Source organism: Desulfobacula sp. (assembly GCF_014237455.1).
GTDB lineage: Bacteria > Desulfobacterota > Desulfobacteria > Desulfobacterales > Desulfobacteraceae > Desulfobacula.
This window is the reverse complement of record NZ_JABZFL010000058.1, coordinates 1-23,364: the sequence shown is the minus strand read 5'-3', so window position 1 is coordinate 23,364 and position 23,364 is coordinate 1. Positions and strand designations below refer to the sequence as shown.

Below are 23,364 nucleotides of genomic sequence, written 5' to 3'. Positions count from 1 at the left end.
TTACACCCTCTCTTCCAGTTCTTTTTGTTGGCCGAACAAGCCGGACGGTTTTAGGATCAGGGTCAGGATAATGGCCAGAAGGGCCACCACCATTTGAAAATGCGATCCGATAAAGACAACAGTCAGAATTTGGGCATACCCGATGATAAAAGCGGCAAAAAAAGCGCCCGTCCAGGAACCCAGTCCCCCAACAATACAAACGGCAATGGACATGATCAGAACATGATACCCCGATTCCACCACAATATTGCCAAGCGGCAAAATTAATGTGGCGGCAACGCCGGCAAGAACAGCCCCGAATCCCATGGCCAGCATGGCCATGAAATCCGAATCAATGCCCAGCATCAGTGCTGCCCGCTCATCCTGGGCCATGCCCTGGAGCGCAAGCCCGATTCTGGTATGATGGGTAAACACCCATAGTCCTGCCACAAGAAGGATGCCGATAACCATCATGATAAGCCTGTGAAAATCCACGGGAACGCTGCCGATCATGAGGCTTCCTTCCATGAACACGGGCAGTGTATAGGTCATGCCCCGGAAGCCCCCAAATCTGAAGCCTTCAAGGATGGCAAGCCCGATGGCATAGGAAGCGATAATCTCGGAAATGTTCATTCCCCTCACCCGTATCAGAACAAACCGGTACATGAGAATTCCCAAAACCCCGTTCACACAAAGGGAAAGAATGATGGATATGAAATAGGGCAGTCCGATCTTATGAAATAAGGTCCAGGTGACAAATCCGCAGACAATATAAAGTGCTCCATGGGCAAAATTGGGCACACGACTGATACCATATACCATGGCAAAGCCGAGGCCCATTAGAGCAAGGGACACAGAGTTGATGGTTCCGTAAACAAGAATTTCCATAAAAAAATCCCAATATTATAGTGTTGAACAAGGTAATTAAAAAAAATAGTTTTACTTTATCAATTTTTAATCATCCACGGTGGAAGTTGAATACTGCCTTTGGCAATGCTTTTCGGGTATACTACAATCCGTTTGCCATCCTGCCATTGGAGAATGGAACCCACAGCGCCGTCTTTGGGATCCTGGGCAACAATAACCTGGTGGCTTTTGGGATCAAACCTGAGTCTTCCGTAAACCCCCATTATATCCGTCTGTTCAAGGGCTGTTATAACTTTGTCTGAGTCAAGGGTTCCTGCTTTTTCAATGGCATCTTTTAATACATATACAGCCATGTAAGAGCTGGATGATCCAAGACCTTCAGGCTCAACACCCCATTTTTTGGCATAGGCATTGTAAAATTTCATAGTCCATGGTGTGGCATCGGATGGGGCGTTTCCGGCATTTACCACATTGCACAAGGTATATTCACCCTTACCGTTTGTGGCTTTCCAGAATCCCGGTTGTTCAGCAGCAGCCAATGTGGAACCAAAGGGCAGTGCAGGTATTTTAAGATCATACCATTGTTTTAGAAGAATGGCGCTTTCCGGCATATCCATCCAGATATTGATGATTTGAGAACCCGTTGATTTGACTTTTAAAAGTGCCATGGAAAAGTCTGTGGTGCCGGTGGGGAAGATTTCAGTCCCCGTCACCTCAAATCCCTTGGAACCGGCCACTTTCCCCATTACCTTGGCCGCACCCCTTGCATGGGACACATCCTGGGCCATGATAAATACCTTGGTTAAGCCATACCTTTCTTTCAGGTCTGCAAAGTTTGCAATCATTTCACCGATCAGGTTGACGGCTTCCCCGTGAATTCTGAAAGCGTATTTAAATTTGTCATATTCTTTTGCCACTGTTTTATGATATGCAGGGGTTAACACCCCACTGGTTACAATAGAGATTTTTTTATGCTTGGACAATAAAGACAGGGCGGCAAGGGCTGCTTCCGACCTGTTGGGCCCGCCTATGATAAAATCTGCCTTTTTACTCAAAATCAGTCTTTCAACTGCCATCAATGCTTCACTCACAGGCACTCCCGGTTCAAGGTCACGGGTGTCAATCACTTCAACTTGAAAAAGACGTTTTTCACCTGCTACATTAACACCGCCTGCTGCATTGATTTCATCCACGGCAAGCTTGATACCCCGTTCTGCGTCCCATCCGTATAAATAGGCTGTTGACAAGGGTGCACCGATAATAACGGGTTTGCCTGCAAATGCGTTGGAACCCAATAATCCAAAGAAAACAGCGATAAAAAGAATAAGGATGATTTGTAATCTTTTGCTCTTCATTTTTTTCTCCTTTGTTAATAATATTATCGTTTTGATAATACTTAATATCCCCCAGAATCAGAGTGTCTGATTCCATAAATTGCTATATCCAACTTTAAAGATTGTGTCAAATGGATTTAGGCTTCATGTCAGCTCATCTCAGAAATTCCCTTCTGATTTTCAGGAGACCGTTCTGACCACAAGAACAGGGCAGGAAGCCCGACTGATAACACGATCAGTTGTAGAGCCAACCAGAAACTGTTCCAAGAGGCTGTGACCGTGAACGCCAAGTACGATCATATCTACTTCTTTTTGTACGGCATAATCGATCAGTTTCTTATAGGGCTGACCTTCAAGCAGGATAGTAACGGGTGTACACCAGTTCCGGCTCTCTTCAGGAACCATAGAAGAAAGCTGTTTTTCAAGGCGGCTTGATAGAGTGCTCTTTTTCCCCAAATCCTCATGAGTTGCATTCTTTTGCAGATTCAAATATTCAGACCGGGCCCATTTGGTGTAGTCACCGCCCTGTATTTTCATATAGTCTGAGGCTGTTAATTTAATTTGTTCTGTCGACCTGATAACATGGGCCAGGTAAAGTTGTGTCTGAAATTCCTGTGCCAGGCTCAGGGCATAGTCAAAAGCCAGTTTGGAATCCGGGGAAAAATCACATCCCACAAGAATTCGATTCAGTTTTATGCCCTCCTCAATTGCGGAAACCAAATGATTTTCCCGTGCATGCAGAACCAGGAGCGGGCATGACAGAATTTTCACCAGTCTATCTGTGACAGAGCCGATCAAAAATCGTTTTACACCTGATCCGCCATGGGTCGCGGCAATGATCATATCAACATTGTTTTTACGGGCAGTTTGATCGATTTCATCTGCTGCATGCCCGTATGAGACGATGATTTCACAATCAATATCAGACGCTTCTGCTATTTTCTTAAGTCTATCCTTTGCATGTCGTATGCGATCACCCTTGACATCAGTGTATGCAATATAGGAGTGTCCAAAACTTGAAACCATAAGTGCTCCCGATACGATATGGCATAAACAAAGTGTTGACCCAAATTCTGAAGCCAGTGATTTTCCATAGGAAAGGATAATATTTGTGAAGTCTGAAAAATCGATGGCACACATTATTTTTTTTGGTTTTATCCTCATGATTTCTCTCCTTTTTTAAAATTATTGTCGGGTTAGAGAAAAATAATTTTTACTTTCCATATGTGGTTTGCCCTGGCTGAAGAACAAGAAATATGTAAGCTCGAAAAGGAATAAGGAATACTAACATCACATCAGTGACTTAGATTGTAATATTCTTACACAAGGGTCGTCAAGTGCATTATAGATAATTTTATTTTATTGAGGTGTTGTGCGGCAGGCAGGACATAATAAAGTCCGGCCTGAAAATCATATCGATCCTCAGGCCGGATTTTTCATATAACTCATTAAATTTTCGATCAATGGAACTCTAATAAAGCTAATTACTGGTCAATTTCTTATGACATTCGATCAGGTCGTCAACCACCTCCGGATCTGCCAGGGTGGAGATATCCCCCAAGCTGTCAAATTCATCGGTTGCAATTTTTCTTAAGATACGGCGCATGATTTTTCCTGAACGGGTTTTGGGTAATGAGGGTGAAAAATGGATAATATCAGGGGTTGCAATGGGCCCTATCTCTTTTCTGACATGAAGTTTCAATTCACTTAAAAGTTCATCACTGGGTGTTGCGCTGACCCTGAGGGTTACATATGCATAGATTCCCTGGCCTTTGATGTCATGGGGGTATCCAATTACCGCGGCTTCCGCTACTTCCTTGTGACTGACAAGGGCACTTTCCACTTCGGCTGTTCCCATTCTGTGCCCGGATACATTGATGACATCATCCACACGGCCGGTGATCCAATAGTAACCATCTTCATCCCTGCGGCATCCGTCACCGGCAAAGTAGTATCCGTCAAACATCTGGAAATAGACCTTTTCAAACCTATCATGGTTATTGTAAACAGTCCTCATCTGTCCGGGCCAGGGTTCTTTAAATGCTAAAATACCGTCACAGGCCCCTTCAAGGATTTGTCCTTCTTCATTTAAAATTACCGGCTTAACAGAAAAGAACGGTAAGGTTGCCGATCCGGGTTTCTGGTCAATGGCATACGGCAGCGGAGTGATCATTATGCCGCCGGTTTCAGTTTGCCACCATGTATCCACAATCGGGCATCTTTCTTTGCCCACATGTTTAAAATACCATTTCCATGCCTCGGGATTAATGGGTTCGCCAACTGACCCCAAAAGTCTTAAGGATGAAAGATCATATTTTTCAACCCATTCTTCCCCTTGGGCCATCAAAGCCCTGATGGCTGTTGGCGCAGTATAAAACTGGTTCACTTTCCATTTGTCAACGGTTGCCCAGAAACGTCCCGGATCAGGATAATTGGGGACGCCTTCAAACATGAGGCTAGTGGCCCCCTGTGACAGGGGGCCATAAACAATGTAACTGTGTCCGGTTACCCAGCCGATATCGGCAGTACACCAGAATATGTCATTGTCATGGTAATCAAAAATATACCGAAAGGTAATCCCGGTATAGACCATATAACCGCCTACATTGTGTTGTACCCCTTTGGGTGTTCCGGTTGACCCGGAGGTATAAAGGATAAAAAGAGGATCTTCTGCATCCATCCATTCCACCGGGCAATCACTGCTTTGTTTCTGAGCTTCTCCATGCCACCATACATCCCGCCCTTCTTTCATTTCAATATCAGAATCGGTTCGGTTTACTACAAAACAGCATTTAACCGAATGCCCCTTTTTTTCGCACAGATCCATAGCCGCATCTGCATTGCCTTTTAAGGGAATTGCCTTTGCCCCTCTCATCACCCCGTCAGTGGTCACAAGAATTTTGCAATGGCTGTCCAGTATGCGGTTGGCAAGAGCGTCAGAAGAGAAACCACCAAAAACAATACTGTGAATGGCACCGATACGGGCACATGCCAGCATGGTGACTGCCAGTTCAGGTACCATGGGCATATAAATGGCAACTCTGTCACCTTTTTGTACCCCTTTGGATTTTAGAGCATTGGCAAATTTACAGACCTTTTCATGGAGTTGTTTGTAGGATATTTCAAGGTCTTCACCAACAGTATTGCCTTCCCAGATAAGAGCGGTCTGATCGCCCCTGTCTTTTAAATGTCTGTCAAGGCAGTTGTAAGCGATATTCGTTTTGCCGCCTCTGAACCATTCAATATTAACAGGACCTTTGGAGATACTGTAATTAAAATCCCGGACAGTGTCCCATTTTTTTTCCCAGTAAAATTGTTCCGCCATTTCCGTCCAGAATTCATCCGGTTTTTCAATAGAACGATTGTACATTTCTTCGTACTCATCAATCGTTTTTACCCAGGCGTTTTTTCGGTACTCATCCGGTGCATGAAATTTAAACTCGCTCATCTTCTCTCCTCTTTGTAGTTAGAATCCATTTGCAAAAGTAACATCAATTTAGATTTTTTCAGTTGCGGGAGTGGCTATAAATTCAGGTTGTTTGTAAGTCTCAGTAACAGGCGCTTTGGTCATCAGGGCCAACACAGCTCCGATGAGAAGCAGTCCTGCGGCAAGAACATATGCCATTCTTGGGCTGTTGGTATACGCAACAATCATTTGAGACACTCTTGGAAAGATGAAACCGCCCACCCCCCAGGCACTGAAAACCAGGCCGTAATTGACGCCAAAGTTTTTTAAACCGAAAAAATCTTTGGTGGCAGACGGAAATAAAGAAAGGTTCGTACCGTAGTTAAACCCGATGAGCATGGCTGCAAGAACCAGAAGCATGACCTGCGCCGGTGTGATAAACAGGAGAGAAAAGATGACAATTGACTGAAAAATCAACATGATAAAAAGAGTGTTCGCACGTCCGATACGGTCGGAAAGGATACCGGCTATAACACGACCGGAGGCATTTCCCACTGCCATTAATGCCACAACCACCCATGCCATTTGGCCCATGCCCTGTTTGGCCATTCCTGCCACACCACCAATGATCATAAGACCTGCACCCGATGCAATACAAAAAATAATCCATAATTTATAAAATGTTGCTGTGCGGAGCATTTTTCCGGGTTCAAAATCAATCGAACCACTTGCACCAGAAGTCGTGTTCTGAGCGGCATCTGGATGAACATAACCTTCCGGGGGATTTACCAAAAATTGAGCAAGGGCAGAGACAATAACGAGAAATGCAATACCGAAAATAAGCATGGCTTGGGAAAGCCCGACCTTTTCAATTAAAAATATTGCCAAAGGAGCGATATATACAGATGCCAGGCCAAACCCGGCAACAACGATGCCGGCAATCATCCCGGTTTTCGCAGGCGGGAACCATTTAATGGCAGGCGGTGTTGCAGAGGCATAACCAAACCCAAGCCCCATTCCCATGAGAATACCGAATCCGATTATCCAGCTGATCCATGCAGTGGAAAATGAAACGATAATCAGGCCAAGGCCTGTGAGGATGCCTCCGATGACAGCCGTAATCTTCGGGCTGAGCCTGTCCTGAACACGGCCTGCAAAAATCATGGTAAATGCAAATACCAGGCAGCATACGGCATAGGGATCATTTAAGGAAGCCAGGCTCCAGTTAAAAAGGCCATCGCCTGCCACGATTGAGTCTTTGATTGTCATTTTAAATATACTCCAGGTATAAAGTATACCCAAAGCCAGGTTTATACCTAATCCTGCCATTGTTACGCGCCAACCAAGGTTTTTAATTTGAGCCATCTTAAGATCCTCCTTTAATAAGTAATTACAATTCATTACATTGTAATAGCAAACATTGTGCCGGGAGGAATGAAATTCTCTATCTATCTGTTTTTGTTGAATTTTAACTAAAAAATGAATTTATGAGGGTTTTACAGAAGCACAACAAAAGTTGTAGAAAAATATATCAATCCGAACGATTGTTCGGTAGAATAGGCCAAAAGGAGGCTTCCCACAACTTTTGTTGTGAATACAACTTTTGTTGTAGATTAATCTTCGTTTTTTTCGAATTTTAATTTCTGTAGTCTTTTGCTCAGGGCCTGCTGGGAGATACCCAGAATTCCGGCTGCTGCAGACTGGTTGCCTCCGGTCTGTTTCATAGCCTTCTCCACAAGTTCTCTGGAGGCTTCTTTCAGGGTGGGAAGAGAAAAACTTTGATGATCTTTTTCTTCCATCCCTGATCCGGATGTATCCAGAGCTTTGAACAAATTAGCTGTGATGGGCCCTTCCCGGTGTCGTGAGATAGCATCATACACCATGGACTTAAGCTCCCTGATATTGCCCTTGAAAGGATAGGTTTCTATCTGCTCGATCAATGTTTTTGGGATGTCAGGAACAGGTTTGTCCAGCTCATTGGCTGCCTTGCAGATAAACCGGTCCAGTAGCAGCGGTAGATCCAGAAGACGCTCCCGCAGGGGCGGCAGCGTTAGCGTATGGGTAGAAAGACGATAGATCAAATCTTTTCTGAAGATCCCTTTCTTTTCAAGGGCCCATAGATTCAGGTTGGTGGAGGTAATGATTCTGGCATCAGAATGCTTGATCTTGTCAGATCCCAAAGGAAGGTATTCCCTTTCCTGGAGCAGCCTGAGCAATTTAACCTGTGAGGTCAATGCAAGGTCTCCGATTTCGTCCAGGAAGAGCGTGCCGCCGGCAGCCTGTTCGATTAATCCCTGTCTTGTTTTTTGTGCACCGGTGAATGCCCCCTGGATATGGCCGAAGAGGGTGTCGGAAAACACGTTGTCATCCAATCCAGCCACATTGATTACAACCAGTTTCCCCTTTCTTTTGCTCAGGGTATGGATGGACTGCCCAATCAGTTCTTTTCCCACGCCTGTTTCCCCGAAAACAAGGACAGGCTGGGAAGATGGGGCAATGGCTTCGATATAGTGAAAGACGGCGTGCATCTTTTTATCCTGAGTGATAATATGTGCAAATGCCGTGGGGTTTTTAATCTGGGAGAACAGATCGCTTGCAGGAGAATCATGAAATTTATTTTTCAGGTCTTCATAAGCCAGCGCCTGTTTGACAGCTGCTAAGAGTCGAACTTCTTCTACCGGCTTGACCACATAATCCATGGCACCAATTTTCATGCATTTTACCGCCGTGTCCACATCAATGTCACCGGTGAGGATAATTACGGGTATTCTGGGATAGGTCTTGCGGACAATTTTAAGCAGACGTCCACCGTTGATATGGGGCATATTCAGGTCCAGGATCATGAGACAGGGAATCTTGCGTTCCATTTGCCGGATCACGTCCCTGGCATCACTGATGGTGATAATATTGTCCATGCCTGCCATTCTCAGGCAGGTATCCACTGCCAGAAGAATTTCCGGTTCATCATCCACAATAAGGATGGGTCGATCCATGGTCTGTTGTCTGTTCGTCATCATTATATCCCGTCCTTTTTAACTATGGTTTCCTATCCGCTGAAGGGCAGCAGTATTTTTACGGTCAAACCGTTTCCAAATTCCGAAGTAAACTCCAATATCCCCTTGTGGTCATTTACAATTTTTTCCGAAATAGAAAGTCCGAGACCTGTTCCTCCGTCGTCTCGTCTGGTTGTAAAAAAAGGATCTTTTAATTTTTCTAAATTCTTCGGAGGAACACCCGGCCCGCTGTCCGATACTTCGATAACAATAAAAGAAGCGTCTGGGATTTTTGAAGTTTGCACATGGATGGACTGTTCCGGATTTTCAAGGGCTTGACTTGCATTAACAAGCAGATTGATAATCACCTGTTGCAGTTTCTGTGAATTGCCTAAAATTTTCGGCAAGTTGTCTTCATAATCAACTGACAGGTGGTGGGTGGTTTTTTTCAATATGGAGTGGGTCAGGTTCAGTGATTTTTCCACCACAAGGTTGACATCAACCTCGTTTTTCATATCCGCTTCTGTGGAACGTGAAAAATCCTTTAACTCGGAGATAATTTTTTTTATTCTGGCCGCACCGTCTTCCATGGCTTTGAGCATAAGGTCTATTCTTTTGCTCAGTTCAGCGTATGGCATTGAACAGACGACGGCATCCTTATTTTTCATGTAGTATTCATCCAGGACTGGAGTAAACGACTGCCAGGCTTTTTTAAGGTTCGGAGCATTGAGCATCAAGGATGTTGCAGGATTATTTATCTCATGGGCAACACCGGCCACCAATGTCCCCAGGGATGCCATTTTGTCTGCCTGAAGGAGTTGGTTTTCCCTTAAACTGGAGTGTTCCATGGCTTTTGTTCGTTCTTTTTCAGCCGTTGTTCCCTGCCATATAATATAACCGGACAGCATTAAGAACAGAATCATAATCCCTGAGCAGGTATAGATTAACTTTCGTGTAATAGCACTGATTTCTTCTCTAACATCTTCAACATAGATACCGGTTCCAATAATCCAGCCCCAGAATTGGAATTCTTTTACATAGGATATTTTAGGAACAATTTTTTTTGAGTCTCCTTTCCACTGCCATAAATAATCCACATAACCCGCCCCCTGTTTTTTGACGATTTTAACCATTTCAAAAAACAATCGTTTTCCTGCCGGATCTTTAAAATTTGACACATTCTGACCCACCAGATCTAAACGGTATGGATGCATGATCATATTAGGGGTCATATCATTTATCCAGAAGTAATCTTCAAGTTCAGGACCGTATCTTAATTGCTGCAACTGTTCTATGGCCTGTTTTTTTGCTTTTTTGTGGGAGATCTCTCCCTCCCGGGCTTTTTCATAAAAAAGATTCAAAGTACTCCATGCACTTTCTGTTAAATGCAGGATGCCTTCCCTTTTCCCGTCCATCATATTTTTTTCTAGCAAAGGGATGATTAAAAGAAAAATTGTCAGAATAAAGAGGATTATTGTCAATGCAACAGGGATGACGATTCTCACTGGAAGTTTTTTCAGGAACAGGGGAGAGTGTTTTTTATCAGCATCCAATGATTTTATTTTTTTTGGAGCATCCATGTAAATTTCAATAATCAAAGTATCCCAAGCTGTCAAGGAATTATTAAATATGAATGATTAAATCAGGCAATCCGGGTTGCAAAATATTCAAATTTTTTTTGTAAAAAATATGAAAAAAATAATACTTTCCGGTGAGAGTGTGGATGCACTTGTGGCTTATCCATACCCTGGAAATGTCAGGGAGATGGTCACTGATTTGGGAATAAAGATCTTTAAGACAGTTTTGAAAAGGCGTCGCTAAAAATTAGATGGTATTTTTTTTCTGGGGAATGCCATTGGTATTCTACCCTCGTAATTTGTAATAATCCTGTATCAACTGTGTCAGCTCGTCTTTTGAAATACCTTTTTGGTTTTCAAGTTTTTTTTTAAAAAGCCGTGGAGGCAGAAAGTCATCTTCAATCGTAAGCCCTTCCCTGAGATTAAATTTTCGGGTTTCATCGGTAACTCTGGAGGCAAGGGCCTGGAGGTCCTTTTTTGAGAATTCAATGCCGGTGGTCATGAAGAAAATTTTTGATAATTCTTCCCAGGGGTAGAAATCCCTGTAAAACCGGCACAGGATAAAGGTGTCAAACAGTGTGCACCGGTCTTCAAAATCCAAGAAAAGTTCAGCCTTGTTTTCAATTTGATCCGGATCAATCATGCCTGAGAGTTCAGGTTTATAAAAGGTACTTTTTAAATGGCAGGCACCCCTTGGACTGACGGCATAGGCCAGCCCCATACCTTTTAGGACTCTGGGGTCGTATCCAGCAGGCTCAAGGCCTTTGACATGGACTGCCATATCCTTCATGTCCATTTCCTCGCTTGCTGATTTAATCCCTTCATCAATCTTTCCCCTTTGGGACGCTTCAATGGTAAGGGCGGCAAGATTTCCAGCGCTGATGGTGTCCATTCCCAGGCGGTCGCAGATATCATTCAGCCATGCAATATCTTTTATGTTGTCAACCATGCACAAGCCACCGAATGCATATATGGTTTCATACTCGGGGCCTTCCAGTTTCAAGCCTTTATGTTTCCCCTCTGTAATGTTGACATATTTTCCACAGCCCATAAAACAGGTCTTGCAGGAGCGGGGTTTTGCATTGAGCTTTTTCTGCATGCTTTGAGCATTGATTTTTTCCCAATGTCCACAGGTTCCCCTGGACTAGTACTTTGTGGGGAATGCACCGGCATTGTTCAGTCCGGCAACCATGACAGGCGTACCCTGGGTTCTGTAGACATTGGTGGCCGGGTGGTCTTTGAACTCCGCCAATATATTTTTTGAATATTGCCTGATTTGATCGGGGTCATGGAAGGTGCGTTGCCGGGTCCCGTGAAAGACAAGAGCTTTAATTTTTTTGGAACCGAGAATAGCTCCCATACCGGCTCTTCCGGCCGACCGCCAATAATCGTTTTCCACAACTGCAAACCGGACCAGGTTTTCACCGGCAGGGCCTATTACCATGGCGCCGCATCCTTTTTTTCCACAGAGTTCCTTTACGCTGTCTTCAGTCTCATAGGTGTCTTTTCCCCATAGTTCTTCAGCGTTATGGAACAAAATGTCCTTGTCTGAAATTTCAAGCCAGACAGGTTTTTGGGAGGAGCCTTTCAAAACAATGAAATCATATCCTGTTCTGCTGATGGATATGGCAACCTTTCCGCCTGAATAAGATTCTCCATAAAAATCGGTTAAAGGCGATTTGGAAAAAATGCCATATCGACAACTGCCGTAAATCATGCTGTCGGTTACAGGGCCCAAGCCGATAATGAAGTGGTTGTCCGGTGAAAAGGGGTCCACACCTGGTGGATTATGTTTTAAAAGCAGGTGGGTGCCCATCCCTTTGCCCCCCATGTACATTTTTAGCGTTTGATCATCAATCTTTTGAACGTCTATTGTCTGATCGGTGACATCAATGATGACGAGACGATTGAAAAATCCTTTCATACACGATTCCTTACCCGGTAAAAAAACGGTGTTTCATAATAGTGCTATATTGCAGGCCGGCCTTTGTTTTGTGTTTCAGGCGCAGGCCGACATAATCAGAGAACTATTCGGTCAGTTGCTTGAAGCATTCTTCCATGATGGAAAGGCCCTTGTCAAGCTGTTCGTCTGTGCCTGTTTTTAAAAAAAGCTTTACTTTTTGTTACGCTATGCATAATTTTATATTGTTATTTCAAAGATATTTTCAGAATAGCATTCTTTCGAGAGAGCAAAAGGAGAAAAAGAAAAGATGAGGCCACCAAGACCTTTCAACTTACACCCAAAGTGTTGCGGCTCGGGGCCTGGGTTATCAACTCCATGGGAATTAAACAGCGATTGTTACCCTATATGAAAGCCATTCGAAATGATCTGGATGTAACCACCCATTGTTCGATACTGGAAGGGAATGGAATCGTTGCACTGGAAAGAATTCGCTCTTCTAATGTTCTAAATCTGGACTTGGGAACCGGATCAAAATTGCCGCCGTATGCTACTTCTATGGGCAAGGCCATTGTTGCATTTATGGATATTGAAGAACAAAAAAAAATAGCGGAACAGCTTGATTTCCAACCGCTCACCCCTAAGACCATCACTGAAAAGGATTTATTCCTGGCTGAATTACAAAAAACCAGGCTAAGGGGGTATGCAGTGGCAGACCAGGAACTGACAATCGGGTTAAAAAGTACAAACTATAGATTCTAAAAGTGAATTAAAAAGGAAATTAAAATGAAAAGTATTAAAAATTTGATGGCTGTGATCCTTCCTTCCATGAAAGGGCTTTAGACTATCGAACATACGACAGCTACAAGAAGGAAAGCAAAACAGAGAAGGTTGCAGGTATCTTTGGGTGTCGGTCTTATATTTTTTGCTTTCTTAATAGAAATGGTGGCCGTGCATCCGTCCGGCATCTATTCCTATACCCGGAAAGGATATAAAGAGTTCAAAATTGGCCTTTTGAAAGAAGCGGTGTTAAAAAATATCAATAAGCGAAAAACCATCAGGACAATCAGGGTGTGTGAATCTGATAAGGTTTTTGAACTGAAATCAAGAAAACTTTTTGAGATGGAGAAAGATTTGATGCTATCAGATTTTTGGATCTGCCATGATAGGACCGGAAAGGATTTTTTGTTTTTGTTTAAAGATGAAACCCTTGAAAAGATATTGCTTCAAAGATTGCGGTTCGGGAAAAAAGACGGGTCTATCCTTTTTTCTCAGTGCAACCCTGAAATTTTAAAAGATATTGACAATTATCTGGTCACCCAGGAAAAACTGGACGTATTTTATGATACGGATTCAGGAGAGAAAAACTGATATCTGAATATGATTTATAAAAAGGATACAGAGAGTTGCTATGGCAGAATAAAGTTGATCCTGATCCTGGTATAGTGTATAAACAGCCTTTTATGCTCAATTAGGTTGTTTTTAATATCAGGATCTTGTCAGATCTGAAAGGGAAGCTTGACGCATGAGCAGGATGATTGACATAGTAAGAACCCGGATAGGGGTTGTCGGTGCGGGCGCCTGGGGAACTGCCCTTGCCAAATTGCTTGCAGATAAAGGATTTGTTCTGAATCTTTGGGTGTTTGAGCAGGAAGTAAAAGAACAGATTGAAACGGATCGAGAAAACAAGGTTTTCCTTCCCAATATAAAATTGCCGGATAATATTATTCCAACCAATGATCTTGAAGTTGCGGTAAAAGAAAAAGATTTAGTGCTTGTTGTGGTCCCGTCTCACTGTATGAGGGATGTGGCAGAACAGATGAAAAATTATATCAGCCCTGAGACCGTCGTTGTGACAGCATCCAAGGGGATTGAGAATAAAACGCATATGACCATGACCCAGATTCTTGCAGAAAAAATTGAATTTCTCCCCAAAGAAAATATTGCAGTGATTTCAGGTCCAAGCTTTGCCAAGGAGGTTGCCAACAAAGTACCGACAGTTGTTGCAGCCGCATCAACCAGCCGGGATGTGGCAGAATTTGTTCAGAAAATATTTTCCTGTTCGACTTTCAGGGTATATGTCAATGATGATCCTGTCGGCACTCAGATCGGTGGTGCCATGAAGAATGTATTGGCCATTGCCGCGGGTATTTGCGATGGTATGAAAATGGGTCTTAATCCAAGGGCCGCTCTGATTACAAGGGGCCTTACCGAAATGAACCGGCTGGGAACAAGATTGGGGGCAGATCCTCTGACCCTGGCGGGGCTTGCAGGTGTAGGAGACCTTTTATTGACCTGTACGGGTGATTTAAGCCGTAACTATACGGTGGGAAAGCAGATCGGGGAAGGCAAAAAACTCGACGAGATCATTTCCGAGATGAGAATGGTTGCTGAAGGGGTTAAAACAACAAAATCCGTCTACAACCTGTCAAAAAAACTGGGTGTTGATCTTCCTATCTGCAATGAAGTCTATTCTGTCCTTTTTGAAGGCCTTTCTGTTAAAGAGACGGTTGAACGTCTGATGAACCGTTCCTTAAAACATGAACTTGACGGGGTTCTCGACAGTTAATTTAAAAAATCCATTCATTTGGCAGGCCTTCAGGCAGCTTAAGGGTCATTTGCAAGCTGCCTGGAAGGATAATTAGCTGATTAAGTTTTTAATAATCGCAGATTGACGGGTCAACGCTTTTGGGAACCCCTTCATGGGGCGTCCATTTTTTTGAACCATAGGTATCTTTTCCCCTCATGTTTTTAAGAATCTCTATACTTGTTTTATAGCCTTTGTACATTCTGCACATGTCCATGGCCATACCGCATATCAATGCAACGGCCTGGGCAAGGGTGATATCGTTAAAGGAAAATTCCCAGGGGTTAGCTGTATAAACACGTAGTGCACCAATGATTTTATTGTGGCTGATAATGGGGACGCCCAACAAAGAAGAGATACCTTCTTTTTTGGCTGCTGTGGGATATTGGATTCTAGGATCGTCCGTTACATCATAAATAGCAATGGGGATGGCATCTTTTGCTTCCCTGATCGTCTGCATGAAATGGATCGGCCCTTTGTTCAGGTACTCAGAGCTTAAACCGGATGATGCAACAAGGCCCAGCTCACGGGTTCCTCTGTCTACCAAAAATATCGAGCAGCCTTTTGCATTGAATGCCGTTTTGACACTCTCTGCCGCCATAAGGGCCACTTCTTCCGGGTCTCTGCACTGAGAAATGGCAGTTGTTAACCGGACAATCGTGTCATAATAAATGGTATGATTTTCCATAAATGCCTCCTTCCCTTTGGATTATAAAATAGCACCGCATGAATACCTTGGTGCCTGATAAACAAAAAATTCAGGGTTGAAAAGAGATGTAGAAACAAAAGAGCTGAATGGTACAGAAGAAATCAAATTAAAAAAGAGTGGAACTATCAGTTTGATTGTATTAAATATATACCAATCACATATATCCGTCAAAGGATTTTAAAATTTTATTGCAGACCTTCTCTGTGCCACCCTGATTTGATTCGATAAATTCTCGGGCCAGCCGTTTACGATCTGATCTGTTGACAGGGACTTCAAGGGCGTTAATGATTGTTTCGGCTATTGTTTTCCAATTGTCTTTTTTAATGACCACACCTTTTTTAAAGATGTCGTTTTTTATCCAGGCAAAATCATCATAATAAGGGCCTGTGACAGTGACGGCATCCTCAATGGCCGGTTCAATGAAGTTCTGCCCGCCCATTGGTTTCAGACTGCCGCCGACAAAGACAACCGAAGCAAAACCATAGGCGGTTTTAAGTTCTCCAAATGTATCCCATAAAATGATTCCCGGGCTGGTCAGGGGGGAAGTTATCCCGGATCTTAAGTGAAAGTTTAAATTTTGGGAAGTTAAGCGTTTTTTCCAGGTATTGATCCTGTGCATATGCTTGGGGAATACGGCCACCACCTGGCCGGGGAACGCCCTCAAAATTTTTTTTAATATAAGGATAACGTCTTTTTCTTCCTGTTTCCTGACAGATGCCAGAATGGTCAGTGGCAAGGTGTGGGGGAGAATCTTTTTTATTTGGTCCAGGGGTTTGGAATCAGAAGTATTCGTTCCAATGGATTCAAACTTGATGTTCGGCATAGTATTAACCGTTACTTGTTCGAAAATTTGCTGGTATCTTTTGGCATCCTGCCTGGAAGTTGCAAGAATATAATCCGGTGCCAGGTGTTCCCATAAAAATTTTGTTTTCAGATAATGTGTAAAATTTTTTTTAGAAAGCCTTGCATTTATGATAAAAATTTTGCTCTTGTTCTGCTTCAGATAATAGAACAGGGCAGGCCAGATTTCTGTTTCAAGCAGCACCATGATACAAGGATTGATGGTTTTTACAGCTTTCTTAATGGTTACAGGCATATCAAAAGGAAACCACTCTATTTTAAGATCAATAAATTTACTGAGATTGTTCCCGGTTAATCCGGTTTTTAAAATATCAAGCCCCTGGGATGTTGTGGAGGTGGCTAAGACCGTTGCCTTTGTTTTTGGTTCAAGCGTTTGGAGGATATTGACAGCAAGGTAGGCTTCGCCTGCAGAAGCAGCCTGAATCCAGATGTCAGCCTTTGTGTGGTGGAATGAAGTGATCGGTTTTTAAAACCGGATTTCAGACGGTTGTTTTTCTTAAGAAAAGGAATGCTTATGCTCCAGAGCATATTGTAAAGTTTGAAAAAATTGAGTATAAAGGCATTCTTTGTCATGGGGACATATGCTTTCATTTTTTTTAAATATTGACAATACCTCTTGGTATAATAAATTAAGGTTTATGGAAAAGAAAAATCTGAAATTATCCAGATCACGGCGCAAAAAGATCATCTCTCTTGTTTCTATATACCGGAAAAGGCTTTTACTGGCCGCTTTCTGCATGGTCGTTGTGGCTGGTGCAAACGGTGCCATGGCGCTTATGGTCAAGCCGGTCATGGACGACATCTTTATCAATCAGAACAGGGACATGCTTTTATTGATCCCCGGGATCGCCATCCTTATTTTTTTCTTAAAAGGCGCGGGCTCGTACGGGTCTGAATATTTGATGAATTATATCGGGGAAAAGATTATCCGGTTTTTCAGGGAATCTTTGTATGAAAAGATTACCGATCTTCCTATCTCCTTTATTCATAAAGAAAAAACAGGGGCGTTAATGTCCCGTATAACAAATGACGTGAACATTGTTAAAGGCATGGTTTCAACGGCAGTGATTAACGTGTTCAGGGATTCCTTTTCAGTGATTGCTTTTTTGTTTGTTATTTTTTACCGGGACTGGCAATTGGCATTGGGTGCCTTTGTCGTTCTGCCCCTGGCTTTTTATCCCATTGTTCTGTTTGGCAGGCGGGTTAGAAAATTTTCCACAGGGACTCAGGAGACCATGGCGGACTTGAATTCATTTCTGCATGAAACATTTACCGGCAGTAAGATTATCAAGATTTTTAATCTACAGGCATTTGAAAAGGAACGATTTAAAGAGAAAACAAAAATACTTTTCAGGTTTGAGATGAAAAAAGTCGTTGCCAGGGCATTGTCCTCTCCTGTCATGGAATTTTTAGGCGGACTTGGCATTGCATTTATTATCTGGTTTGGCGGCCTCCGGGTCATTAACGGAACATCAACACCGGGAACTTTTTTTTCGTTTCTCACCGCTGTGATGATGCTCTATGATCCGGTAAAAAAAATATCCGGGCTGAACAATACTATTCAGGAAGGTGTAGCCGCAGCTACAAGGATATTTGATGTTTTGGAAAAAGAGTCTTCCATTATAGAAAAGGAAAATCCTGAAATTCTCACAAAAAGCATCTTTGATGTTGAATTCGACCATGTCAGTTTTTCCTATAATGATAACGAGGCGCCAGCATTAAATGATATCAATTTAAAAGTGGCGCCCGGAGAAGTCCTGGCCCTTGTGGGGATGAGTGGAGGAGGAAAAACCAGTCTTGTCAATCTTGTGCCCCGGCTGTATGATGTCACCGGAGGGGCCGTGTTGATCGGAGGAAAAGATATTAAAGATTTTTCGATCATGTCATTGAGGGATCATATTTCCATTGTGACCCAGGAACCGATTCTTTTTAACGAATCTGTGAAAGATAATATCCGATACGGCAAAATGGATGCCACGGATCTTGAGATAGAAAAGGCGGCAAAGGCAGCTTATGCCTATGATTTCATCCAAGGGTTTCCTAAGGGATTTGATACCATTATCGGTGAGCTGGGTTCCAGACTTTCCGGGGGAGAAAAACAGCGGCTTTGTATTGCAAGGGCCTTGATCAAGGATGCACCGATTCTTATACTGGATGAAGCAACTTCTGCATTGGATTCACAAGCCGAAAGGGTGGTCCAGAAGGCTTTGGAAAACCTGATGCAAGGCAGAACATCTTTTGTAATCGCTCACAGGTTGTCCACAATTGATTATGCCTCCCGGATCATTTTGTTGAAAAACGGGTCCATAAAAGAAGAAGGGACCCATGATGAGTTAATGGCCGCAAAAGGAGAGTATTTTAAACTTCAGGCCATGCAGACTGTTAGAGGTTCGAATAATTAAAGGAGAAAACAATGGCAGTTTCTGAGGAATTATTGGAAATATTGGTTTGCCCCAAATGCAAGGGTGAGATTCATTTGAATATAAAAAAAGACGGGCTGGTCTGTGACGCGTGTGCCCTTTTATATGAAATAAAAGATGATATCCCCATTATGCTGATTGATGAGGCAAAGCCGCTGTAGCCGATGAGTATTCCGAAAAATCCAGATCCTGCAAAACTGGTTGTCAGCTGTTTCATGAACAGCAAGGCTTATCTTGAAAAGTTTTTTCCCATGCTTGAAGAAGTTTGTGGCCCCGTGGATATTATCAGCCGCTGGCTTGATTTTGATTATACCAATTATTATTACAGGGAAATGGGGTCTCCTTTGTTTCGAAAGGTGTTTGCATTTAAAAATCTGATTGCCCAGGATGAGCTGTCCTTAATTAAAGAGAAGACCAATGAAATTGAAAACCGGTTTGAAATTTCAGGGAAGCGGGCAGTCAATATTGATCCGGGATATCTTGTCTCCTCGCGGTTTATCCTGGCAACAGGGAAAGAATATTCCCACAGAATTTATATTGGCCGAAAAATTTATGCAGACCTGACATTAATGTATTCAAAAAAAGAGGGCTTTAAAACTTTAGAGTGGACATATCCGGATTATGCATCACAAAATATGCTCTCATTTTTATCAAAGGTTAGAGATAAATATCTTTTGGATTTAAAGGCAAGTAAAGGAAAAAAATGATTAAAAGTATGACCGCTTTTTCGCGATCTTCAAAAACGCACGACACCACCACAGCCGATGTCACCATCCGTTCTTATAATTCACGGCATCTTGATATGGCGTTTTATTGTCCAGAATCCTGCCAGGTATTTGAAGAGGATATTAAAAAGATTATTGCTAAAATCCATGGCCGGGGAAGAATTGAGATCAGGCTGTCTATCCAGGATGATGCAAAGGACCTAGATCAGTTTGAAGTGGATGAGGTAAAGGCAACCGCCTATTACCAGGCATTAAAAAAGATAAAAGAGGACTTAAACCTGTCGGTTGACATCACCATGGAAAATATTTTATCCGCCAGGAATGTGATTGTTCCTTCCAAAAAGGAGCAGGATTTGGAAAGCCTGTGGAAGGCAATAGGGTCGGCTGTTGAGACTGCCAGCACCCATCTGGATCTCATGCGCAGAGAGGAAGGGAAAAATCTTTTTTCGGATTTGACAGTAAGGATTGATTATATTGAAGGCAATTTAAACCAGATTGAAAAAGATGCCGCTAAAATCCCCTTGATTTATAAGCAGAGGCTCATGGAAAAAATATCCTATCTGACCTCTGATACAGAAGGACTCGATCCTGTCAGGATTTCGCAGGAGGCGGCCATTTTAGCTGACAAGAGTGATGTGTCAGAAGAGATTGTCCGACTTTACAGTCATATTAAACAGTTCAGAGATATTCTTGATTCAGATGATTCCCAAGGCAGAAAACTCAACTTTTTAATTCAGGAATTTAACAGGGAATTTAACACCATCGGATCAAAAGCAGGGAATGCGTCTTTGTCCCATATGGTGGTTGATCTGAAATCAGAGCTTGAAAAGATCAGGGAACAGGTACAAAATATTGAGTAATATTATTTATAATTAAGAAGGATTAATTAATGGAACAGCCTCTTTTAACTATAGGGTTTGGAAACACGGTGGTGGCGGGAAAAGTTGTGGCAATTTTGTCTCCCAATTCATCTCCCATGAAACGGGTCAAGGATGAGGCCAGGGAGGAAAAACGCCTGATTGATGTGACCCACGGCAGAAAGACCAGGGCAATGATCATCATGGAAAGCAACCATGTCATTCTTTCCATGACCCAGGCTGAGACCCTTTCCAACAAATTTGAATCCCTGATGAATCAGGAAGAAGAATAATTCCATGTCTGGCATTGGAAAGCTGTTTGTCATCTCAGCTCCTTCAGGGGCCGGGAAAACAACATTGGTAAGAAAGGTATTAAACCGGTTTAAAGGCCTTTCTTATTCTGTATCCCATACCACCAGAAATCCAAGGAGAAATGAACAGGAGGGCGTTGATTATTTTTTTATCACCTCTGTGGAGTTTGAACAAAGAATAACCCTGGATCACTGGCTTGAATGGGCAAAGGTTCATGATAATTACTATGGTACATCCAAAGAATTTGTAAGAACCTGCCTTGAAAAAGGTCGGAGTCTTCTTCTGGATATTGATGTCCAGGGTGCAGGACAGATAATGACATCAAATTCGGATCTGGTTTCCATATTTATCATGCCTCCCTCTTTTGAGATTTTGTCTCAACGGCTTGAGAAGCGTGGGACTGATTCAAGGCAAGTGATTGCCCAACGCCTTGAGAATGCAAAATCAGAAATCGTTCAAAAAGACTTGTATCAATACGTGGTGGTTAATGATGACCTTGATGAAGCCATAGAAGCCCTTTGCTCTATTTTTGAAAAAGAGATGGCGCAATCATGAAAGAGAAAAATGATATTCTTTTTGGGTTCCATTCCGTGTATGAAGCATTGAAAGCCCGGAAAAGGAAATTTTACAAGATATTTATTTCAAAAAAAAGATCCCCCAAAAGAGCTGAAAAAATAGAGGCCCTTGCCCGGGAAAGAAAAATTCAGATTGAATATAGTGATTCTGAACTTCTGGACAGGATGACAAACTTTTCAAAGCACCAGGGGCTGGTCGCCAGGACTTCTTTTTATCCAGTCCAGAAAGCAGCCGAAGTGATGACCATGATCAGTGAAAGCGAGAGCCCTTGTTTTATCCTGATTATAGAAAATATTGAAGATCCCCATAATCTTGGGGCATTAATCAGAACAGCGCTCTGCGCCGGGATTGATTATATTCTCATCCCAAAAGACCGATCTGCCGGGCCTTCTTCAACAGTCTCCAGAAGTTCAGCCGGTGCCATGGAGCATGCCGATATTTACACCATCACCAATACGGCTTCCATATTAAGATCCTTGAAAGAAAGCGGGGTGTGGATATCCGGCCTGGATGCAGACGGAGAAACATCATTGTTTGATGCGGATCTGACCGGAAATATTGCACTGGTTATTGGCGGAGAACACAAAGGGATCAGGCCGGTTGTAAAAAAAGAGTGTGATTTTTTATTATCCATACCTAATCAAGGGAATATTAATTCCCTGAATGCTTCTGTGGCAGGCGGTATTGCCATGTATGAAGCTTTTCGACAGCGGACATGAAACTTAAAAACTATATCCGGGTTTTTGAACAGCTTTTATATCCGTTAAAGTGTTTAAAATGCGGTGTCTATATTGATCCTGATACGGTTAAATCCCATACAATGGAGGCCTGTTTTTGTGATCATTGCATGGCGCTGGGATTTTACCCCATTGACACGCCCTTTTGCATAAAGTGCGGGGTTCAGTTTTATAATAATTTTAGTGAAAATCATGTGTGTGAAGCCTGCCTGAAAACACCCTTAACACTTGACCGGGTTAGAGCAGCAGCAGAGTATAAAGGCATAATAAAAAACGCGATCCCCCTTTTTAAATATCACTCAAAATTGTCGGTTGCAAAGGTGTTTGAGCATTTGTTGTTTCAGACATTTTTACGCCACTATGCAATATCCCGGATTGACCTGATCATGCCGGTACCGCTGCATAAAAAGAAACTGAGAGAAAGGGGATTTAACCAGGCATTTATTCTGATCCGAAACTTTGTGAAGCGCTATCAACAGGTTTTTGAACAATCGCCTTTATGGGAAATTGATACGATTGCACTTGCCAGAATTAAAAAAACACAACCCCAGACAGGCTTTGATATTGAACAGCGGAAATCCAATTTGAAAAATGCATTTAAAGTTGTTAATCAAAAGACAATTGATAATAAACACATCCTCTTGATAGATGATGTGTTTACCACCGGCGCAACCTGTAATGAAGCGGCCAGGGTATTATTGAAACACGGGGCAAAAAAAGTTGATGCACTGGTGCTGGCCAGAACCTGAGACCCCAGCACAGAACCCAAATTTTAATATTTTTGTCAGCGGGCGCTTGAAAACAAGGGTGGTTTTTTTTTGCTTTTAGCCCAATCAAGGCTTTTGAGGACAATCTCGGCCGGACATTTCCGTGAGCAGAATTTGTTTTAAGCAGTTAATTTTACAGTCCGTCTTCCTTTTGTAGCTACCAATTGATAACCTAATGGTTTTAACAATGATGCCATCGTTTTTATGGTAATATTAGTCGGCTTCATTGATCTCATATTTTGGATTACAGAGGTAGATATGCCGGACTCTTTGGAAAGTGCCCTTACGCTCATATGCTCTTCATCCATAGCTTCAAGCAGCAATTCAGAAAAAAGAAATTGTACATATTCTTTTTCAAATTTTTTCTTTTGTTCTGAATCACTCATAACTCGATCAAAGGTTGACTTCATTTTATTCTTCATAATAATCTCCATTTGTTACCCTTGAGTCATAATTTTTCATTCTTTTTAGCGCTAAGCTCTTTTCTTTTTTGGGCAATTTTTGAGCCTTTTTTCGAAAACCATTTGTGACTACAATTTTTTTCCCTACATAGAAGAATGATAGAAACCGATCTGGCTGCGGTTTAAAGGCAAATATTTTTTCACCTTCATTTCGGAATTTTGTAATATCAGATATTTTACCGAAATCACCAATCCTTTTGAAGAGCATCAATGTTTTTCGTTTTTGAGCATTAGAAAGAGTTTCAAAAAAATCAAGCGCTTCACTCTTCCCCTTTTTATCAAAAAACCATTCAACG

At 42.5% G+C, this 23,364-nt stretch carries 23 protein-coding genes and 1 pseudogene; 11 read left to right on the top strand and 13 right to left on the bottom strand.

The annotated features are described in order from the left end of the window. From HGJ91_RS08730 to HGJ91_RS08690, 9 genes and pseudogenes are all read right to left on the bottom strand, one after another. Positions 1-867 (bottom strand): branched-chain amino acid ABC transporter permease, encoded by an 867-nt coding sequence (locus HGJ91_RS08730; RefSeq protein WP_291347332.1) that lies wholly within the window; start codon positions 865-867, stop codon positions 1-3. Positions 868-926: 59 nt separating this feature from the next. Then, positions 927-2,201: an ABC transporter substrate-binding protein gene (locus HGJ91_RS08725; protein ID WP_291347331.1), complete on the bottom strand. Its 1,275-nt coding sequence runs from the start codon at positions 2,199-2,201 to the stop codon at positions 927-929. 159 nt (positions 2,202-2,360) lie between these two features. Continuing rightward, on the bottom strand, positions 2,361-3,344 hold the full coding sequence (locus tag HGJ91_RS08720) for a universal stress protein (protein ID WP_291347330.1): 984 nt from the start codon (positions 3,342-3,344) through the stop codon (positions 2,361-2,363). A 316-nt stretch (positions 3,345-3,660) separates the two neighbouring features. Further along, the gene (acs, locus tag HGJ91_RS08715) at positions 3,661-5,628 is read right to left on the bottom strand and encodes an acetate--CoA ligase (RefSeq protein ID WP_291347329.1); all 1,968 of its coding nucleotides are present in this window, start codon (positions 5,626-5,628) and stop codon (positions 3,661-3,663) included. Positions 5,629-5,676: 48 nt separating this feature from the next. Next, the gene (locus tag HGJ91_RS08710; protein ID WP_291347328.1) at positions 5,677-6,951 is read right to left on the bottom strand and encodes an OFA family MFS transporter; all 1,275 of its coding nucleotides are present in this window, start codon (positions 6,949-6,951) and stop codon (positions 5,677-5,679) included. Between the two features lie 248 nt (positions 6,952-7,199). Continuing rightward, positions 7,200-8,603, bottom strand: coding sequence for a sigma-54-dependent transcriptional regulator (locus HGJ91_RS08705; RefSeq protein ID WP_367142592.1), 1,404 nt, complete (start codon positions 8,601-8,603; stop codon positions 7,200-7,202). 29 nt (positions 8,604-8,632) lie between these two features. Further along, positions 8,633-10,159, bottom strand: a complete 1,527-nt coding sequence (locus HGJ91_RS08700) for a cache domain-containing protein (RefSeq protein ID WP_291347327.1) — start codon at positions 10,157-10,159, stop codon at positions 8,633-8,635. Positions 10,160-10,442: 283 nt separating this feature from the next. Then, positions 10,443-11,282 (bottom strand): annotated as a pseudogene (locus HGJ91_RS08695) (aldehyde ferredoxin oxidoreductase C-terminal domain-containing protein); the annotation flags it as partial. An 18-nt stretch (positions 11,283-11,300) separates the two neighbouring features. After that, complete coding sequence (locus HGJ91_RS08690; RefSeq protein ID WP_291347326.1) at positions 11,301-12,080, bottom strand: aldehyde ferredoxin oxidoreductase N-terminal domain-containing protein; 780 nt, start codon at positions 12,078-12,080, stop codon at positions 11,301-11,303. Positions 12,081-12,434: 354 nt separating this feature from the next. On the opposite strand from HGJ91_RS08690, the gene HGJ91_RS08685 reads away from it, so the two are divergent. The 3 genes from HGJ91_RS08685 (at position 12,435) to HGJ91_RS08675 (ending at position 14,625) form a co-directional block, all read left to right on the top strand. After that, entirely contained in the window at positions 12,435-12,818 is a 384-nt protein-coding gene (locus HGJ91_RS08685) for an IclR family transcriptional regulator C-terminal domain-containing protein (protein ID WP_291347325.1), read from the top strand. Between the two features lie 129 nt (positions 12,819-12,947). Further along, positions 12,948-13,427, top strand: a complete 480-nt coding sequence (locus tag HGJ91_RS08680) for a hypothetical protein (RefSeq protein ID WP_291347324.1) — start codon at positions 12,948-12,950, stop codon at positions 13,425-13,427. 154 nt (positions 13,428-13,581) lie between these two features. Further along, positions 13,582-14,625, top strand: a complete 1,044-nt coding sequence (locus tag HGJ91_RS08675; protein ID WP_291347323.1) for an NAD(P)H-dependent glycerol-3-phosphate dehydrogenase — start codon at positions 13,582-13,584, stop codon at positions 14,623-14,625. 88 nt (positions 14,626-14,713) lie between these two features. Here HGJ91_RS08675 and HGJ91_RS08670 read toward each other — a convergent pair whose 3' ends face one another. Next, complete coding sequence (locus HGJ91_RS08670; protein ID WP_291347322.1) at positions 14,714-15,331, bottom strand: GAF domain-containing protein; 618 nt, start codon at positions 15,329-15,331, stop codon at positions 14,714-14,716. 175 nt (positions 15,332-15,506) lie between these two features. Then, positions 15,507-16,643, bottom strand: coding sequence for a glycosyltransferase N-terminal domain-containing protein (locus HGJ91_RS08665; protein ID WP_291347355.1), 1,137 nt, complete (start codon positions 16,641-16,643; stop codon positions 15,507-15,509). Positions 16,644-16,851: 208 nt separating this feature from the next. On the opposite strand from HGJ91_RS08665, the gene HGJ91_RS08660 reads away from it, so the two are divergent. Genes HGJ91_RS08660 through HGJ91_RS08625 form a run of 8 tightly spaced genes read left to right on the top strand, consistent with a single transcriptional unit; the run spans position 16,852 to position 22,589 of the window. Further along, positions 16,852-18,615 carry an ABC transporter transmembrane domain-containing protein gene (locus HGJ91_RS08660; RefSeq protein ID WP_291347321.1) on the top strand — a complete coding sequence of 588 codons (1,764 nt, stop codon included), beginning with the start codon at positions 16,852-16,854 and terminating at the stop codon, positions 18,613-18,615. 11 nt (positions 18,616-18,626) lie between these two features. Continuing rightward, positions 18,627-18,794: a Trm112 family protein gene (locus HGJ91_RS08655; protein WP_291347320.1), complete on the top strand. Its 168-nt coding sequence runs from the start codon at positions 18,627-18,629 to the stop codon at positions 18,792-18,794. A gap of 3 nt (positions 18,795-18,797) precedes the next feature. Further along, positions 18,798-19,340, top strand: coding sequence for a DUF4416 family protein (locus HGJ91_RS08650; RefSeq protein ID WP_291347319.1), 543 nt, complete (start codon positions 18,798-18,800; stop codon positions 19,338-19,340). Beyond that, positions 19,337-20,218, top strand: a complete 882-nt coding sequence (locus tag HGJ91_RS08645) for a YicC/YloC family endoribonuclease (RefSeq protein ID WP_291347318.1) — start codon at positions 19,337-19,339, stop codon at positions 20,216-20,218. The genes HGJ91_RS08650 and HGJ91_RS08645 overlap by 4 nt, the downstream gene beginning before the upstream one ends. Positions 20,219-20,247: 29 nt before the next feature. Further along, positions 20,248-20,508: a DUF370 domain-containing protein gene (locus HGJ91_RS08640; protein WP_291347317.1), complete on the top strand. Its 261-nt coding sequence runs from the start codon at positions 20,248-20,250 to the stop codon at positions 20,506-20,508. Between the two features lie 4 nt (positions 20,509-20,512). Then, positions 20,513-21,082, top strand: a complete 570-nt coding sequence (gene gmk / locus HGJ91_RS08635; protein ID WP_291347316.1) for a guanylate kinase — start codon at positions 20,513-20,515, stop codon at positions 21,080-21,082. Further along, positions 21,079-21,822, top strand: coding sequence for a 23S rRNA (guanosine(2251)-2'-O)-methyltransferase RlmB (gene rlmB / locus HGJ91_RS08630; protein WP_291347315.1), 744 nt, complete (start codon positions 21,079-21,081; stop codon positions 21,820-21,822). The genes gmk and rlmB overlap by 4 nt, the downstream gene beginning before the upstream one ends. After that, positions 21,819-22,589: a ComF family protein gene (locus tag HGJ91_RS08625; RefSeq protein WP_291347314.1), complete on the top strand. Its 771-nt coding sequence runs from the start codon at positions 21,819-21,821 to the stop codon at positions 22,587-22,589. Before rlmB ends, HGJ91_RS08625 begins: the two co-directional genes overlap by 4 nt. Positions 22,590-22,726: 137 nt before the next feature. Here the strand turns inward: HGJ91_RS08625 and HGJ91_RS08620 are convergent, their stop codons facing one another. Both HGJ91_RS08620 and HGJ91_RS08615 read right to left on the bottom strand, forming a co-directional pair. Beyond that, the gene (locus tag HGJ91_RS08620; RefSeq protein WP_291347313.1) at positions 22,727-23,029 is read right to left on the bottom strand and encodes a helix-turn-helix transcriptional regulator; all 303 of its coding nucleotides are present in this window, start codon (positions 23,027-23,029) and stop codon (positions 22,727-22,729) included. Then, a partial coding sequence (locus HGJ91_RS08615) for a type II toxin-antitoxin system RelE/ParE family toxin (protein WP_291347312.1) occupies positions 23,019-23,364 on the bottom strand: 346 nt, incomplete at its 5' end. The genes HGJ91_RS08620 and HGJ91_RS08615, both read right to left, overlap by 11 nt.